Genomic DNA, 16,203 nt, shown 5'->3' with positions numbered 1-16,203 from the left:
GAGGGCAGTTGCCCTCTTTTTAGTGTATTCTTATAAGTTGCCTACAGTTGGTTGATCCAATAAGTTTGCATCTAATACATTACTTGCACTGAGCCCATTGTTTGTCATTACAAATCCACCAGTGTTCAAAGTTCCAGAGCCAGTAGTAGATTTAGAGTTACTTTTTGGTGATATATAAAGTGAATCGCCGAATTGAACAATACCACCTGAAACATTGATTATCTGGACAGGGCCGATAATTGCCGGCATAATAAACACCCTTTATTCTTCGTTTTTCACAAATTGTCTAAAATGTTTCACACGAGATTCCATACTAATATCTTTCGTATTGCCAATATGAAGGACTGCGCTTGATGAAACGCCTAAAATATCTATATTCTTAACTTTAATAATGGGTTTATGTTGAATATAGTGAGTTTGGATATTTTCAGTTATTTTCGGAATAACTAATTCTTCTCTATAGATGTCATAAACGTTGTAATTACCTTCTTTACCATAAAAGATTTCAGCGTCTCGCTGCAGTGCCAATGCCCGGGAATAACCTTGGATATAAGAAGTATCACCGATTTCGAAAATGGAGGAGAAGCCAAATGTGTCCACCTTAATCTGGTCTACAACTGATGTTCTTTTAAACATGTAATTACTCCGGTGTTAGTGGTACAAAGGGACCGATAATTAGTGATTCAGGTGGTGTATCAAAGGTAGAGGCAAGCTGTATCGTTTCCGCATCCCCGACAATAAATATGGATGAACTCGACACACCAATTATGCGCACATCTCCCACACAGAGCTCGCGGTTATATACTTGGAAATTCATTCTTTTTTCATCTCCTTCATATTCTCCGGTAAATGACTAAGGAAGGCATAAACACCATTTCGTATTTCCGTTTTTAATGTTTCAATCACTTTTGTTTTCTCTTCCTGGCTGTCTAAATTACGATTAGACTGCTGTTTCAAATAGTAGTCTACACGACTAGAAAGCTGCTTTTTAATATCCTCTTTAATAAATTCTACATAGGAGCTATCATTTGGCATTTTTAAGTTTGCTTCTGCTTCTTCAACAATTTGTGGGAGCTCCCCTTCTATAAAAGTTAATAATGCTGTTTCTATTTCCATATTTCTTTTAAACAATTTTTTGGGAGAATAAGGTGTTTGTAATTCTTTTTGATCGACAGAGAAATCATCAATATCTTGCAAATCTGATGGATTTAAGCCAATGTTTAATGTCCCTTCCAATGTCTCTACTTTTAACTGGTCAAATTTATATTCGATCCGGTCGATATGAATAGGCTGGCGATCATTTTGTGCCATTTCTTCCTTCATTTTTTTCATTGAAGATTCAAGCTTTTGAATCCGCTGTTCTTGCATTTGTACATAAGCTTGTAATTGTTGTAAATACGTGTAAAGATCTTGACTCATCCTAAAATCGCCGCCTCTCAAATCATATTATGGTTTCGATGGAGCAGTTAAGGGAACGAGTGGTGTCCCCACTGTTGTTCCTGGGGCAATTGGCGTTTCTTCATATTCAGGTGCAGGTTCGGTAAACCCTCCCGTATTATACAAGTGGGAGGCTGGTTTAATAATACCTGCACTGCCAATTTGAAATACGGAAGAGTTTGAGACCCCGCCTATTTTAATTAGCTGAATAGAAATAGATTGTTGAATATAATAATTATTCATCGCTCATCACCTTAAAGTTATGCATTAAAGTAGTTACCTTGGTCAACGCTATCGTTATCATATGTGTTGGTTGTGCTATTGTAGTTAACGACATCTAATCCATCCCCTGTATTAAAAGAACCGGCACCAGAAAACGTTTTGGCATTAGAGAGGGGCATTACCTTATAAATATCACCAATGTTAAAAACGGAACTACTTCCTATAGAAATCACTTGAACAGCTCCAACAATTGCTGGCATATCAACACCCTTTGCGTACACTGAAGTTTTGAAAACGGGCGAATGCCCTAATTATCTATTTATCATTATCCTATGTGCCTAGTGTAATAGTGTGAAGAAACTTTATGATTAAGGGTGAAAAATATAGATGTCAGACTGTTGAAATGCTAAAATAATTATAATCAGAAAATTTTAATTATTTTAGCGAGGAGTGATTTACCGTGAAGGTACCGTTAATATTAACTGAATTTCTAGATCGTGCGGTAAGGTTATATGGAGATAAAGAAGCAATATATGGTGATACGCTCACACTTACATATAATCAATTGAATAAAAGGGTGAATCAATTATCACATGGTCTGCAAAGCATTGGTGTACAAAAGGGAGACCGCGTCGCTTATTTAGCGCCAAATACTGTGGAAATGCTTGAAGGGTTTTATGGAGTATATCAATTAAATGCAATTATGGTTCCTCTTAATATCCGGCTACAACCAAATGATTACGTTTTCATATTAAATCATAGTGAATCAAAAGTACTTTTCGTTGATCAAGAACTGTATAGATTGATACAACCAATTAAAGATCAGTTAGTAACAGTAGAAACGATTATTGTTCATGATATGGATAGTGATACAACTGAAATTGGTTATGACAATTGGTTAGCATCTTTTCCTGAAGAAAGTTTTTGTAGAGAAGAAATAGACGAAGAGGATGTATGTTCTTTGTTATATACGAGTGGAACAACAGGAGACCCAAAAGGTGTGATGCTTACTCATCGTAACAACTACTTACATGCATTAAGTACGATGCATCATTTGCGAGTGAGTGATCAAGATACACTTATTCATGTACTGCCAATGTTTCATGTTAACGGCTGGGGTTCACCATTTTATTATACAGCGAATGGGGCAAAACAACTATGTCTGCGTAAAACGACACCAGAAGTCATCTTTCAAGCAATGGAGAAGTATAAAGTGTCTATCGTACATATGGCACCGACTGTATTGAATAGCTTAATGCAATACTATGATCAGCATCAAACGAAGTTCTCACATCCTATTCGCGTAGTGATTGCAGGTTCTGCGCCGCCGCCTGCGTTTGTTTCTAAAGTGGAAGCTGAGATGGGCTGGGACTTTATCCAAGTATATGGGATGACCGAATCTTCACCACTAAGCACGATATCACAAATCAGATCTCATATCCAAATAATTGAAAAAGAAACATATAGAATGAAGGCAAAAGCCGGTTATCAAATGATTGGTTCTCAAGTGAAAGTTGTTGATGAATATGGTGCAGAAGTTGCAAATAATAGCAAAGATATTGGCGAAGTGGTTGTACGTAGTCACGGGGTAATGAAAGGTTACTGGAAAAATGAAAAAGCAACAGCAGAAACGATTCGTGATGGCTGGCTATATACGGGGGATATGGGGACAGTAGATCAATATGGCAACATAGACATTGTGGATCGTAAGAAAGATATTATTATTTCCGGTGGTGAGAATATTTCTTCCATTGAAATTGAAGGTGTATTATACGAACATCCTGCAATTTTGGAAGCAGCTGTTATTGCCGTACCACATGAGAAATGGGGCGAAACCCCACATGCCTTTATTGTTTTAAAGGAAGGGATGGACGGAGTGAACGAAAAAGATATTATTGCTTTTACTCGTGAAAATATGGCTCATTTTAAAGCGATAACTAGCGTAACATTTACAAACGAACTACCAAAAACAGCTTCAGGAAAAATCCAAAAAATTCATTTGCGTAACGATTATTGGGCTACAAGCGGGAAAAACGGTAGATATGTTAATTGAACAATTTGTTTTAAGCGAGAGCGCATGTTTTTTGGATTTATTTTAATAATGAGAAGTATGGGCATATCTTTTAAGACAAAGATATGCTTTTTTTCATGTTCGGTAATGTACGTTAAGAAACTGCAAAAAAATAGTAAGAGAAAATGATTAAATTGATAGTAGAAAATATGCTATATTAAGGTAGTGTGTTGATGAATATTGGAATTAAAGGAAGAAATAGGTTAACTGTTTCGGGTGGCTCTCCTTTTATTCTCTAATTAGATTCTAATAGAAATAGTGATCAGTTAACAAATTACAGTCCGGCAGTTGGAATAGCCTGGGAAAAAGAGAAGGAGGTAAAAGCAACGACTTAGTTCAATTGTAAATTAATTTCTTAGGAGGAAGTTATGCAATCGCTTAACGAAAACAGAAGGATTCATTCCATCGATGCGATGAGGGGATTCGCTTTATTTGGTATTTTAATAGTCAATTTTTTATCTTTCCATTCACCATATACGCATATAGATCCGTTTAATTATTGGGATAAAGCAGGGGATAGTACGGTTTTCCCTATTATTGATGTATTTTTTCAAGCGAGTTTTTATCCGTTATTTTCTTTATTATTTGGCTATGGTGTCATGATTCTAAAAGAAAGGGCAGAGTTAAAAGGCGTTCATAGTCCATTATTACTCGCAAGAAGATTTCTATTTTTATTAATCATCGGTTTATGTCACGCATTATTCATTTGGCATGGAGATATTTTAGTTACCTATGCTATCGCAGGATTTGCTCTTATTTTATTCATAGAACTGTCAGGGAAACTGTTAATTTTACTTGGTCTACTCATTTATATTATTCCTAATCTACTCTTAGTAGGGGTATTATTTCTTACGTTATTCATAGAACCAGATCTTTCGGTAATGATGACGACATCTGTTGCTGACATTGTTCAGGTATATCAATCAGGCACATGGCTAGAAATCGTCCGCCAGAATATAGATGACTGGTTAATGAATAATAATTTGGCCACAATGCCCATTTTAATGATTAGTATTTTACCATTGTTTTTTATTGGAGCAGGGCTACGAAAGCTTCAAGTGGTTGAAAAACTTGAACAAAGACGGATGACAGCGTTCGTTCTCATGATTGTATTTCTTACTACTGGGTACCTTATTAAACTATTACCATATTTCATTAGTACTAATTTAGCAATGCAATATATACAAGATATCTTTGGGGGCCCATTGGTAGCGGTTGGGTATAGCCTACTCATCCTTGTGCTCGTTAATAGCAAGATAGGTATGATCACAAAACCTTTACAAATAATCGGGCGCTTGTCTATGACGAATTATTTAATGCAATCCATTGTAGCTACATGTTTATTTTACAGTTATGGATTTGGATTGTATGGCAATGTATCATTGCTGACAGGAACCATGATTGCCATTATATTATACGTATGTCAAATTGTACTCAGCATGATATGGATGAAATATTTTGTATATGGCCCATTCGAATGGTGTTGGAGATGGTTCACTTATTGGCAAAAGCCGTCTACATTTAAAAGAATCCAAAAGTAAGAGTCATCTATTATTCACAATCATTTGCTAACATTTCAGTTAATTTACGCTATACTTATTTAAAAAGGGGTGTAGAGAGTGAAGTACATTACATATGAATACAATAATAAACAAGCTTACGGCGTACTTGTGAAAGATGAAAAAATGGTCTTACCTTTGCAGGAGGCTGCACAAAACAAAGGGGTACCTTTGCCAGAAGATTTAGTGGATGCCATCGGACATGAAAAATGGAGCGACACATTCATACAGGAATTAATAAGCGATGAAAGTGAAACTGCCCAATTGATAGCCTTAGAAGACATTCAATTAAAAGCACCAATTCCAAGGCCGAAAAAGAATGTTTTCTGTGTAGGGAAAAACTATGCAGAACATGCAATTGAAATGGGAAGTGCAGCAGATATTCCTAAAGAAATGATTGTCTTTACGAAGTCACCTACAACAGTAGCTGCTCCAGACGAAGAAATCCCTCATTATCAACAACTAACAGAAATGTTAGATTATGAAGGAGAAGTAGGGGTTATTATCGGTAAAAAAGGCAAAGAGATAGAAGAAGCGGAAGCGTTAGATTATGTGTTTGGTTATACGATTATTAATGATATAACAGCAAGAGATATACAATCTAAACATAAGCAATACTTTTTAGGGAAAAGCCTGGATCAATCATGTCCGATAGGTCCGTGGATTGTTGGGAAAGAAGAGTTAACAAATCCTAATGATTTGCGTATTACGACTAAGGTCAATGGAGAAGTAAGACAAGATTCTCATACTTCAAAATTTATCTTTCCTATCGAGAAGGTTATTCACATCCTTTCAAAAGGGATGACGCTAGAACCAGGAGATATTATTGCCACAGGTACACCTGCTGGCGTTGGTAATGGCTTTAAACCACCACGTTTTCTAAAGCCAGGTGATCATATTGAAATCACAGTTGAAGGTGTAGGGCAGTTATCTAATACAATAATGAGTATTAATTAATCATTATTGTAAAGATTGATAGTAATCCTTAGGCTTTATCTATTTGATTATGGTATGATGTAAACGAATTATTCTCTAAGGATAAGAGAATAAGAAATTTAAGGGGGTTCTAATGTGACACATGCACATTTAACAACATGGATCGTTGCCTTTATTCTATTCTTTGTTGCCTTATCATTGCAGAAAAATGGCAAAGATAAAGTGGTACATATGATTCTAAGATTATTTTACTTATTAATCATTGCCACAGGTGTAGGTATGCTTTTCTCAATTAGTAATATTGATATTTTGTATGTATTGAAAGCGCTTGTTGGCTTATGGATTATCTCTATGTGGGAAATGATCTTAATTCGTAATAAAAAGGGCGAAAAGTCAACCATTTTATGGGTTCAACTAGTTGTCGCTTTTTTACTTGTCCTTTATTTAGGCTTAAGTTTGCCATTAGGATTTACACCATTTATGTAGGTGAAAAGACTCTATTGAAAGCTGCTAAAACTAGCAGCTTTTTTCTTTTTTTGATGTCTTTATCTCGAATTTTATGGTATTTTTAATCTGATAGTACTATATTTATTTTCTTTTTTGGGTATTTACTACTATATAAGGCGAAGCTGCGCTATCTGACACAGGCTTTATTGTTTGAGGGTATGTTTAACCTTGTAAGGTTAAGAACCTCCATATGATTGATTATGAAGTAAAAGATGTGGGCGGTTATTGAATTAAATGAGAATGAACCGATAAAAGATTTGTGAGTGTTAGAGGAAAGAGCTTTTTATGATCGTCAAAGATAATAAACGTCATTATAATGGTAAATCGAGGTTGGATTATAAAGTATCAAATGTTGACGAATGAAAGGTGGACATACACTCGCAGGAGGATACACGAAATGGCAGCTATACTATCAGGAATTGACAAAATGAACAAATGCAGCTTGAAAATCAGGTGCCATCGTTTATTTCAGTAACAAAGGAGGAGCCGATGATGGTCGATTCGTTTATTCAATTACCTGTCAATGATCGTAAACGAACAAAACAATTAATGATAGAGTGCCAAAACTTAAAGCAGTGCTATCATGTTTTGTTCCAAAATAACACAGAATCTATCTTTACTATTGATGGTGAGGATCGTTTTACAAGTGTCAATTCAGCTTTAGAGGAAAATTCGGGCTATACAGCAAAGGAGCTGATTGGTCTGCCATTTACTCGTTTATTTGATCATCGCCAACTTCCGATTATCAAAGCTTTTTTTGACCGTGCAAGAATGGGGGAAACACAGCAATTCCAAGCAGATATTATTGGGAAACTTGGTAAGAAAGACTTTTATGATATTAAACTCATCCCAGTTATTCGAGAGGAAAAGGTAAGTTGTATATATGGAATTGCTAAAAATGTTACAGAACTAAAGAAGATCGAAAGTAAATTAACCGAATTATCGTACTATGATCATTTAACTGGACTCCCAAATAAACATAGATTTACTGAACAATTAATCTCGTCAATGAAAAGGGCGAAAAAAAATCGACAATCTTTTGCTTTACTATCTATTGATATCGATCGTTTTAAATTGATTAACGAAAGTGTTGGATATTTAATAGGCGATCAAATCATTCAGCAACTGGCTAACCGTGTTAATCAGACATTACCATCAGATAGCTTTTTAGGCAGCTTTGGTGGGGACCGCTTTTTATGCTTATTACCTGAGAATTTACAGACAGAAGAAATAATGAGAATCACACAGACTTTGCTTGAGACCATCGATCGTCCCATTGTCATTCAACAACAAGAGATTCATGTCACAGCAAGTTTCGGCATTAGTTTATATCCAAATGATGGGATAGATTCCGAACAACTGATGAAAAATGCTGATATCGCGATGCATCTTTCTAAACAGAAAGGTGGCAATCAAGTAACTTTTTTTTCTGAAGAAATGAATGATGAAGTGTTAAAACGGTTCGAGATGGAAGGCTATTTAAGAAAAGCGTTAAAAAATAAACAGTTCACACTTCATTACCAGCCCCTCGTTTGTTTAGAAAGTGGAGAGCTTTTTGGTAGTGAAGCTTTGATTAGATGGTACCATCCGAAAATTGGAAATATCTCTCCGGCAAAATTTATACCTTTAGCAGAGGAAACAGGACTCATTAACGATATTGGTCGATGGGTATTAAATGAGGCATGTAAGCAGAATAAATTATGGCATGATCAAGGTTTTACCCATTTACAAATATCGGTTAATGTAGCTGCACGCCAATTTCAACAAAAGCATTTTTTAAAGGTTGTTAAAGATGCCTTGCAACAATCGGGCCTTCCACCGAAGTATTTAATTTTAGAATTAACAGAAAGTACGATGCTGAAAAATAAAAAACATAGTATTGCAGTTATGAAAGAGTTGCAAAGAATGGGCATTCAAGTATCGATTGATGATTTCGGTACAGGATATTCCTCATTAAGTTATTTGAAGGATTTGCCAATTGATACATTGAAAATTGATCGTTCTTTTATACATAATTTACGTATGAATACATCTGATGCTGCGATTGTGAAAGCGATCATTACGATGGGGAAAGGGTTGCAGTTAAAAGTGCTAGCAGAGGGTGTAGAAACAGAAGAGCAAATGAAAGTGCTGAAAAAACTGGATTGTCACTTTGCTCAAGGGTATTTTTTTCAAAAGCCATTAGTTAACCAGGAATTTGAAAAAGGGTTGCAGCAACAATGACCCTAACAATGGAAATAAGACTGTAGACGAGCTTGTAGGAAAGAGTGTCTACAGTCTTTTTTTGTATGCCCATTTTATCCGGAAGAAGAGATTTTTTCAATGACCATTCTTTTTCCACTATTTAAAGTAAATTCGAAACGGTCTGTCTCTTTTTCATAATAAAAGAAATGATGCTGTACACTACAAATATGTTCTTGATTATCAAAGATCATAAAATTAACACCGCTTTTTCTTGTTTCATCACCGAAAAATGTTAACTGATTATAGCAGTAAATACAATCGAAAATGGAGAAATCAATGCTGTTTAAACTAGTGATGAATTGTACAAAGGCATCGTCATTTACTTCTTCTAATAATGATTCTAATGAGAAAACGAGATGCTTTTTAATTCTTATTTGATCTTGATCTTTTAAATGGAGCAGATCACTCCCGCAATGGATTTGGCCATTGAGTGATAATACACCTTTTCGCCACCGTTTCAGTCTAAATACCTCAATTTCTTGTTGGCGATATTCTTCTAATGAAGATGCTTCATCCGTTTCCTGGTCAAAAAATACCCACTGATTATTAATAAATTCAACATTCCCCTCCATATAGGCTCTTGATTGTTGTTCTATTAAATTGAGTCGTTGTTGTCTGTTCATCATAAACCTCCAGGTAAAAGTCTTTCACTCTATTTTTTGGCAATTTCCTATTGTTTTATAACCTTTATCTAGGACAATTAACCATTTATTTTAGCTCGCATAGAATAAATCCATGCATGATGTTCCGGGCAATTCCACTCGTTTGACATCATTAAATTATCCGCTTAAATATTGCTGCATCTATGATGCTCGTAGAAAGGGTGAAGAAGCCATGTGTGGAATCACGGGCTGGGTTGACTTCAATACAAATATGCAAAATGAACGTCCGACACTAGAAAAAATGACGAATACTTTATCTAAAAGGGGTCCTGATGATACGAATATTTTTTCTTCTGGGCCAGCCGGATTTGGTCATAAGCGATTAGTCGTTGTTGATCCCGTTGGCGGGAAGCAACCAATGACCATTGATAAGAATCAAAATCGCTATACAATTTGTTACAATGGCGAACTTTATAATACAGAAGATTTAAGAAAAGATCTCCTTATAAAAGGATATTCGTTTAAGGGTCATTCTGATACAGAGGTTCTACTAACTTCTTACATTGAATGGGGAAAAAATTGCCTTCAATATTTAAATGGGATATTCGCCTTTGCGATTTGGGATGAAAACGGTCAAGAACTTTTTATTGGTAGAGATCGGTTAGGAGTTAAGCCGCTGTTTTATAGAGAGACAGTAAAGGGGTTACTGTTCGGTTCAGAAATAAAAGCGATCTTAGCACATCCAGAAGTAAAAACAGAAGTAGATAGAGAGGGATTAGCAGAGGTATTCGGTCTTGGACCATCAAGATCCCCAGGGTCAGGTGTTTTTCGCGGGGTGAAAGAGCTACGACCAGCTCATGCGTTAACACTATCACAACAAGGGTTAAAGATTTGGCGATATTGGAATGTGGAAAGCAAAAAACATGAAGACTCTTTAGATGAGACAGCTGAAAAAGTACGTCATCTTGTTACAGATGCAGTAACAAGACAACTCGTATCGGATGTTCCTTTATGTACGCTCTTATCTGGTGGATTGGATTCAAGTGCGATTACAGCCATTGCAGCCACAGCATATCAAAAAGAGGGAAAGCCACCATTAAAAACCTATAGCATTGATTACGAAGGCAATGATCAATTCTTTAAGGCAAACGATTTCCAACCAAATGCTGATGGTTTTTATATTAAGAAAATGTCAGACACTTTCCATACCGTTCACCAGAATTGCATTATTTCACAGGAGGAGCTTGCCGCTCATTTAGTTGAAGCAGTTCATGTAAGAGATTTACCAGGTATGGCAGATATCGATTCTTCTCTACTTTGGTTCTGTCGTGAAATTAAAAAAGAGCATGTGGTTAGTTTGTCAGGGGAATGTGCGGATGAGATTTTTGGAGGCTATCCATGGTTTCATCGTTCGGATGATCTCAGTCGAACTGGATACCCTTGGATGCGATCAATCGATGAAAGACAGCGCCTTCTGAAAGAAGATTGGAGAAAGAAATTAAACTTAAAAGATTACAGTATGGATAAATTTAATCAAGCGATTGCTGAAACCCCCCTTTTAGAAGGAGAAACATCGGAAGAAGCAAGAAGACGGCAATTATTCTATATAAACATGCTCAGCTTTATGACAACGTTATTAGATCGTAAAGATAGAATGAGTATGGGAGCTAGTTTAGAAGTTCGTGTTCCTTTCGCAGATCATCGCCTAGTAGAATATGTATGGAATATCCCATGGGATATGAAAATGCATGGTAATCGAGAAAAAGGAATTTTAAGGAAGGCGTTGGAAGGGGTATTGCCAAACGAGGTATTATATCGTAAAAAAAGCCCTTATCCGAAAACACATAACCCTGCTTATATTAGCATCGTGACAAAAATGTTGAATGACGTGTTAGAAGATTCATCCTCCGTTCTTTTTGAATTATTCGATGAAAAGAATTTACGAGAAATCGTGGCAACTGAAGGCTCTGCTTTTCAAGTTCCATGGTTTGGGCAATTAATGACTGGACCGCAGCTTCTCGCTCACTTAGCACAAATCCATTATTGGTTTAAAGATTATAATATTAATATTGTTGATTAAAAAAAGAGGTGTTCCTTTTTAATTATTATGGGAGCACCTCTTTTTTTCTACGATAAAAATTGAGGTCTCACTCCAATTAATTAGTACGATATAAAAGAAATGTTACGATTTTAAATATTTTGTTCACTTCTGTTTGACGAAGTAACAACAAACCGCTAATCTATAATGGTTAACGTTTTTGTAAAATAGAGACAAACTATCATTAAGGAGGAGAAAGATGAAAAAGGTCATCACTCTCATCTTAATTCCGCTATTACTAGTGTCATTGGTGCCAAGTGTATTAGCAGAAGAAAAACGAAGCTTACAGGATGAACTTATTTATTATGTTATGATTGATCGTTTTAGCAATGTAGATAGTAAGAATGATTACCATGTGGATGTGAAGGACCTTGAAGCGTTTCATGGTGGTGATTTTGTTGGTATTATTGAAAGACTTGATCATATTGAAGATTTAGGTATGACGACGATTACCTTGAATCCGATATTTGCAAACGCCGATAAAGGTTATCATGGATATTGGGTGGAAGACTTCTATGAAACAGAAGAACATTTCGGAACGTTGGAAGAATTTGAACGACTAGTGGAAGAAGCACACAAAAGAGATATCAATGTTATAATTGATTTCCCACTAAATTATGTTGCAGCTACACACCCATGGGTAGACGACCCTACTAAATCAGATTGGTTGAAGGAATCTGAGGAAATCTCAACACCAGATATGTTCACGAAAGATTGGTTAGCTGGGTTGCCACAAATCAATTATGAGAATGAAGAAGCAGCACAATATATCATCGAAGCGGCTAAATGGTGGATAACAGAAACAGGTGTAGATGGTTATCGTTTAGAAGGCATCCAGTTAACGGATAAAGATTTTCTTGAAAGCTTTGTAGACAGTGTAAAAGAAACCGATAACGAGTTTTTTGTTTTAGGTGAAGTATGGTCCACAGACCCACAAGAAATTGCTAAATATGAAATGACTGGAATAGATAGCTTAACAGACTATGCTTCAACATCTAATATAAGGGAAGCATTTGTTAAACCGGATGTGTCAATGACTGATACTATTGGTGACATCGAAAATAACATTGATACATATGAAGAGCCAAATATGGTTACAAGACTAATTGATAGTAAAGATATGATTCGCTTTACAAATCAGCCAGTCGCATTAAATGAACATCCAGGACCAAGGTGGAGAACAGCGTTAACGTATTTGTTTACAACCCCTGGGATTCCAATGTTATATTATGGTAGTGAAATTGCGTTAATTGGGAATGAAACACCTGATAACCGCAGACAAATGGATTTTCGTACGGATCCTGAGTTAATTGAGTTCATCGGACAGCTAACAAAAGCAAGAGAAAAATTACCTTCTATTGCAAAAGGAGATTTCACTCTTTTACATGAAAGTGAAGGTTTTACGGTTTTTAAGAGACAATTTAAAGAAGAAACATCAATAGTAGCCATCAATAATACAAGTGGTACGAAAGATTTAGTATTAACTGGAGAAGAGATAGAGAATGATAAAGAGTTACGAGGATTATTAGCTGGTGGGTTAGTAAGAAGCAATGATCAAAATGAATATCATCTCGTCCTAGACCGAGAAGAAGCTGAAATTTATGTTCTTACCGAAAAGCAAGGGTTTAACTTTGTTTATGGAGCAACATTGTTATCAGTGTTACTTGCCTTCTTTGCCTTTTTATTCTTGGCTCGAAGAAGAGGTAGAAATCGGACAGGAGAATAGAGAACAAAAGATGCCGAAACACTCTCGGCATCTTTTTTTGATAGTAAATGTAATTTGATTGGTTAGGTGCATTTCAAGGTTATATTACACTAGATATAGTGGGGCAGAGAGAAAAAGATATGTAGCATTTCTTTTTGGTCTTGTCCCCCTCTTACTTTCCCTATCCATTTACAATTTTCCCGCCGTTAATATGCAACATTTGTCCGCTCATATAACTTGAATCATCGCTTGCTAAGAAGACATAAGCCGGAGCGAGTTCAAAGGGCTGTCCCGCTCTTTTCATTGGAACATTTTTACCAAATGATGCAACTTCCTCAGCAGAGAAAGTGGACGGAATCAATGGTGTCCAAATTGGACCAGGAGCCACCCCATTCACTCTAATCTCTTTGGAAGCTAACTGCAATGAAAGTGACCTAGTAAAAGAGACAATGGCCCCTTTAGTTGAAGAATAGTCGACTAATAGTTCATTACCTGCATAAGCGGTGACAGAAGCGGTATTAATAATCGTGCTGCCAGCTCCTAGATGTGGTAGGGTGGCTTTTGTTAAATGAAACATAGCATAAATATTTGTTTGGAAAGTTTTTTCAAGTTGTTGACCACTTATGTCCTCGATGTTTTTTTGTGGATGCTGTTCACCAGCGTTATTAACAAGAATATCTATTTTCCCAAATTGATTTAACGCTTGCTTTACGACTTCCTGACAAAAAGTTTCTGATGAAAGGTCTCCGCTAATTAAAAGACATGTCTTCCCAGCTTGTTCGACTAATGTTTTGGTTTCTTTTGCATCTTCATGCTCATTTAAATAAGGAACAATGACGTCTGCCCCTTCCTTAGCAAAGTATATAGCTGTAGATTTACCTATACCGCTATCACCGCCAGTAATAATAGCTACTTTACCTTCTAGTTTTCCAGCAGGTTTATAATCTTCATTCACATAGATTGGCTTAGGAATCATTTCCTCTTCCGTTCCTGGTTGATGATTTTGATGTTGTGCCATAAAGCTTTTGGGCAATTGTTTTTTATCCATCCTAATCCCTCCTTGCTGTTGTTTTCCCTTTTTATTATGTTGAAAACCTTACATTGTTATGAGGACAAACTTAAGTACAAAAAAGAGGCAGTGGAATCACTGCCTCTTAGCTAGTATGTAATTATCGATAATTAGAAAATTGAACATCGATTGTTAAATCAGCATCTCTTACTAGTGAGATGATTTGTTGAAGATCATCTCTATTTTTCCCTGTGACGCGGATTTGATCATCTTGCATTTGACTCTTAACTTTAACACCGCTATTTTTAATTAATGTATTGATTTTCTTCGCGTTATCTTTGTCAATCCCTTGAACTAAGCTTGCTCTTTGTCTAACTGTGCCACTTGAAGCAGGCTCAATTTTGCCATAATCTAAATTCTTAATCGGGATCCCTCGTTTAATCATCTTACTAATTAGCACATCTTTCAGTTGCTCTAGTTTGTATTCGTCATCAGAAATAAGAACGAGCTCTTCTTTCTCTAAAGTAACCTTACTTTTGCTTCCTTTAAAATCATAGCGTGTCTGTATTTCTTTCATTGCAATTTGAATTGCGTTAGTGACTTCAGCAAAATCTACTTTTGATACGATATCAAATGAACTTTCTTTAGCCATAAAATAATTGTCCTCCTCATGAAAAGAGTTTCACTTTATGTTCTTATTATAGTAGAATATAGCAATGCGAACAACTTTAGGAGGATATAAATGGCTTTAATAGATGAGATCGGCAAAATTACAGAGTTATTAGTTTCCAGAGAAGCGACTTTTGGTTATTTCTTAACAGATGGAGAAGAGGACGTTCTGCTTCATAAGAATGAGGTGAAAGAAGAAATTACGGAAGGACAAAAAATTTCTGTCTTTATTTATGTAGATTCTGAAGGTAGAAAAACAGCAACAATGACATTACCTGAGATTACTGTTGGAGTATATGGCTGGGCGAAAGTAGTAGATGTTAATCCTGAGCTCGGGGTATTTATTGATATTGGTATTAGTAAAGATATGTTACTGGGAAAAGAGGATTTACCTGTTCACGAACGAGTATGGCCGACTGTTGATGATACGGTATACGTTACATTAAGGGTTAATCGAAACGGTAGAATATATGTCAAGCTTGCTACAGATCAAGTGATAGCTAGTATTTCACATAAGGCTGGAAGGGAAGAACTTAATAAAGATATCCACGGATTTATTTATCGTACAGCCAAAGTTGGAAGCTGGATTTACACAGCAGATGGCCTAAAAGGCTTCATCCATGAAACGGAAAGACGTCAAGAGCCAAGACTTGGGGAAAAAGTGAACGGTAGAATCATTGATGTCAAAGAAGATGGCTCGATTAATGTCTCCCTCAATCCAAGAAAACAAGAAGCATTACTTGATGATAGTGAAATCATTCTTCATTACTTGCAATCACGTAATGGAGCTATGCCATACAGTGACAAAAGCGCACCAGAGGATATAAAGGATAGATTTCAACTAAGTAAAGCTTCTTTTAAACGTGCACTTGGTCGATTGATGAAGGACGGTAAGGTGTATCAAAAAGAAGGTTGGACTTATATAAAAGAGAATGAGTCAAAATAAATCAAAGCGGGAAGGTGTGAGAGCCATCCCGCTTTTTTTGTATGGGTTTCATCATACTTATGAAAGTCGAGCAAGACTTAAGTTGTATTAGTTGATAAGTTGATAGTATAGGTAGAACTACAATTTAGTCTCGGTAGAAGTCGTTGCTAAAAAAGAGCGAGAAAGAAATATAAGCAATGTAAAAGAGAGAAACAAAGA

17 protein-coding genes are annotated in these 16,203 nt (G+C 36.0%); 8 read left to right on the top strand and 9 right to left on the bottom strand.

Going from position 1 to position 16,203, the window contains the following annotated elements; all coding sequences use genetic code 11:
- Window positions 1-30 precede the first annotated feature (30 nt).
- The 6 genes from MKX29_RS00475 to MKX29_RS00450 are packed head-to-tail and all read right to left on the bottom strand — an operon-like array spanning window position 31 to window position 1,919.
- Window positions 31-249: a spore germination protein gene (locus tag MKX29_RS00475; RefSeq protein WP_341103297.1), complete on the bottom strand. Its 219-nt coding sequence runs from the start codon at window positions 247-249 to the stop codon at window positions 31-33.
- A gap of 12 nt (window positions 250-261) precedes the next feature.
- A complete protein-coding gene (locus MKX29_RS00470; RefSeq protein ID WP_224937703.1) occupies window positions 262-636 on the bottom strand; it encodes a spore germination protein GerPE in 375 nt (124 codons plus the stop codon).
- Window positions 637-640: 4 nt separating this feature from the next.
- Complete coding sequence (locus MKX29_RS00465; RefSeq protein WP_191814817.1) at window positions 641-817, bottom strand: spore gernimation protein GerPD; 177 nt, start codon at window positions 815-817, stop codon at window positions 641-643.
- Window positions 814-1,419, bottom strand: a complete 606-nt coding sequence (gene gerPC, locus MKX29_RS00460; RefSeq protein WP_224937704.1) for a spore germination protein GerPC — start codon at window positions 1,417-1,419, stop codon at window positions 814-816. Before gerPC ends, MKX29_RS00465 begins: the two co-directional genes overlap by 4 nt.
- A 27-nt stretch (window positions 1,420-1,446) precedes the next feature.
- On the bottom strand, window positions 1,447-1,680 hold the full coding sequence (locus tag MKX29_RS00455; RefSeq protein WP_224937705.1) for a spore germination protein GerPB: 234 nt from the start codon (window positions 1,678-1,680) through the stop codon (window positions 1,447-1,449).
- Window positions 1,681-1,697: 17 nt separating this feature from the next.
- The gene (locus tag MKX29_RS00450) at window positions 1,698-1,919 is read right to left on the bottom strand and encodes a spore germination protein (RefSeq protein WP_095369849.1); all 222 of its coding nucleotides are present in this window, start codon (window positions 1,917-1,919) and stop codon (window positions 1,698-1,700) included.
- 200 nt (window positions 1,920-2,119) lie between these two features.
- On the opposite strand from MKX29_RS00450, the gene MKX29_RS00445 reads away from it, so the two are divergent.
- The 5 genes from MKX29_RS00445 (at window position 2,120) to MKX29_RS00425 (ending at window position 8,955) form a co-directional block, all read left to right on the top strand.
- Window positions 2,120-3,712, top strand: coding sequence for a long-chain-fatty-acid--CoA ligase (locus MKX29_RS00445; RefSeq protein ID WP_341103290.1), 1,593 nt, complete (start codon window positions 2,120-2,122; stop codon window positions 3,710-3,712).
- A gap of 386 nt (window positions 3,713-4,098) precedes the next feature.
- Window positions 4,099-5,271, top strand: a complete 1,173-nt coding sequence (locus tag MKX29_RS00440) for a DUF418 domain-containing protein (RefSeq protein WP_341103287.1) — start codon at window positions 4,099-4,101, stop codon at window positions 5,269-5,271.
- Between the two features lie 78 nt (window positions 5,272-5,349).
- Window positions 5,350-6,246: a fumarylacetoacetate hydrolase family protein gene (locus tag MKX29_RS00435; protein ID WP_341055095.1), complete on the top strand. Its 897-nt coding sequence runs from the start codon at window positions 5,350-5,352 to the stop codon at window positions 6,244-6,246.
- A gap of 114 nt (window positions 6,247-6,360) precedes the next feature.
- A complete protein-coding gene (locus MKX29_RS00430; protein WP_095369846.1) occupies window positions 6,361-6,711 on the top strand; it encodes a YisL family protein in 351 nt (116 codons plus the stop codon).
- A 513-nt stretch (window positions 6,712-7,224) separates the two neighbouring features.
- Window positions 7,225-8,955, top strand: a complete 1,731-nt coding sequence (locus MKX29_RS00425; RefSeq protein ID WP_341103284.1) for a putative bifunctional diguanylate cyclase/phosphodiesterase — start codon at window positions 7,225-7,227, stop codon at window positions 8,953-8,955.
- A gap of 74 nt (window positions 8,956-9,029) precedes the next feature.
- On the opposite strand, the gene MKX29_RS00420 is transcribed toward MKX29_RS00425, so the two are convergent.
- On the bottom strand, window positions 9,030-9,599 hold the full coding sequence (locus tag MKX29_RS00420) for a DUF2777 domain-containing protein (RefSeq protein WP_095369844.1): 570 nt from the start codon (window positions 9,597-9,599) through the stop codon (window positions 9,030-9,032).
- A gap of 211 nt (window positions 9,600-9,810) precedes the next feature.
- Here MKX29_RS00420 and asnB point away from each other — a divergent pair, with 211 nt between their 5' ends.
- Both asnB and MKX29_RS00410 read left to right on the top strand, forming a co-directional pair.
- Window positions 9,811-11,658 carry an asparagine synthase (glutamine-hydrolyzing) gene (gene asnB / locus MKX29_RS00415; protein ID WP_224937711.1) on the top strand — a complete coding sequence of 616 codons (1,848 nt, stop codon included), beginning with the start codon at window positions 9,811-9,813 and terminating at the stop codon, window positions 11,656-11,658.
- Window positions 11,659-11,875: 217 nt separating this feature from the next.
- Window positions 11,876-13,402, top strand: a complete 1,527-nt coding sequence (locus MKX29_RS00410) for an alpha-amylase family glycosyl hydrolase (protein ID WP_341103280.1) — start codon at window positions 11,876-11,878, stop codon at window positions 13,400-13,402.
- A gap of 160 nt (window positions 13,403-13,562) precedes the next feature.
- On the opposite strand, the gene MKX29_RS00405 is transcribed toward MKX29_RS00410, so the two are convergent.
- Both MKX29_RS00405 and MKX29_RS00400 read right to left on the bottom strand, forming a co-directional pair.
- Window positions 13,563-14,429 carry an SDR family oxidoreductase gene (locus MKX29_RS00405; RefSeq protein WP_289433327.1) on the bottom strand — a complete coding sequence of 289 codons (867 nt, stop codon included), beginning with the start codon at window positions 14,427-14,429 and terminating at the stop codon, window positions 13,563-13,565.
- A 121-nt stretch (window positions 14,430-14,550) separates the two neighbouring features.
- Entirely contained in the window at window positions 14,551-15,042 is a 492-nt protein-coding gene (locus MKX29_RS00400) for a YajQ family cyclic di-GMP-binding protein (RefSeq protein ID WP_224937714.1), read from the bottom strand.
- Window positions 15,043-15,132: 90 nt separating this feature from the next.
- Between MKX29_RS00400 and MKX29_RS00395 the strand changes: the two genes are divergently transcribed.
- Window positions 15,133-16,005: a CvfB family protein gene (locus MKX29_RS00395; protein ID WP_341103271.1), complete on the top strand. Its 873-nt coding sequence runs from the start codon at window positions 15,133-15,135 to the stop codon at window positions 16,003-16,005.
- The last annotated feature ends 198 nt before the right edge of the window (window positions 16,006-16,203 follow it).

This window comes from Cytobacillus sp. FSL R7-0696, from assembly GCF_038006865.1.
In the GTDB taxonomy this organism is placed as follows: Bacteria; Bacillota; Bacilli; order Bacillales; family Cytobacillaceae; genus Cytobacillus; species Cytobacillus kochii.
This window is presented reverse-complemented; position numbering and strand designations above follow the sequence as displayed.

Excerpts from the sequence above, each read along its gene's own strand:
- MKX29_RS00475 (WP_341103297.1), bottom strand. The coding sequence starts at position 249 with ATGCCGGCAATTATCGGCCCTGTCCAGATAATCAATGTTTCAGGTGGT.
- MKX29_RS00470 (WP_224937703.1), bottom strand. The coding sequence starts at position 636 with ATGTTTAAAAGAACATCAGTTGTAGACCAGATTAAGGTGGACACATTT.
- MKX29_RS00465 (WP_191814817.1), bottom strand. The coding sequence starts at position 817 with ATGAATTTCCAAGTATATAACCGCGAGCTCTGTGTGGGAGATGTGCGC.
- gerPC (WP_224937704.1), bottom strand. The coding sequence starts at position 1,419 with ATGAGTCAAGATCTTTACACGTATTTACAACAATTACAAGCTTATGTA.
- MKX29_RS00455 (WP_224937705.1), bottom strand. The coding sequence starts at position 1,680 with ATGAATAATTATTATATTCAACAATCTATTTCTATTCAGCTAATTAAA.
- MKX29_RS00450 (WP_095369849.1), bottom strand. The coding sequence starts at position 1,919 with ATGCCAGCAATTGTTGGAGCTGTTCAAGTGATTTCTATAGGAAGTAGT.
- MKX29_RS00440 (WP_341103287.1), top strand. The coding sequence starts at position 4,099 with ATGCAATCGCTTAACGAAAACAGAAGGATTCATTCCATCGATGCGATG.
- MKX29_RS00425 (WP_341103284.1), top strand. The coding sequence starts at position 7,225 with ATGGTCGATTCGTTTATTCAATTACCTGTCAATGATCGTAAACGAACA.
- MKX29_RS00420 (WP_095369844.1), bottom strand. The coding sequence starts at position 9,599 with ATGAACAGACAACAACGACTCAATTTAATAGAACAACAATCAAGAGCC.
- asnB (WP_224937711.1), top strand. The coding sequence starts at position 9,811 with ATGTGTGGAATCACGGGCTGGGTTGACTTCAATACAAATATGCAAAAT.
- MKX29_RS00410 (WP_341103280.1), top strand. The coding sequence starts at position 11,876 with ATGAAAAAGGTCATCACTCTCATCTTAATTCCGCTATTACTAGTGTCA.
- MKX29_RS00405 (WP_289433327.1), bottom strand. The coding sequence starts at position 14,429 with ATGGATAAAAAACAATTGCCCAAAAGCTTTATGGCACAACATCAAAAT.
- MKX29_RS00400 (WP_224937714.1), bottom strand. The coding sequence starts at position 15,042 with ATGGCTAAAGAAAGTTCATTTGATATCGTATCAAAAGTAGATTTTGCT.
- MKX29_RS00395 (WP_341103271.1), top strand. The coding sequence starts at position 15,133 with ATGGCTTTAATAGATGAGATCGGCAAAATTACAGAGTTATTAGTTTCC.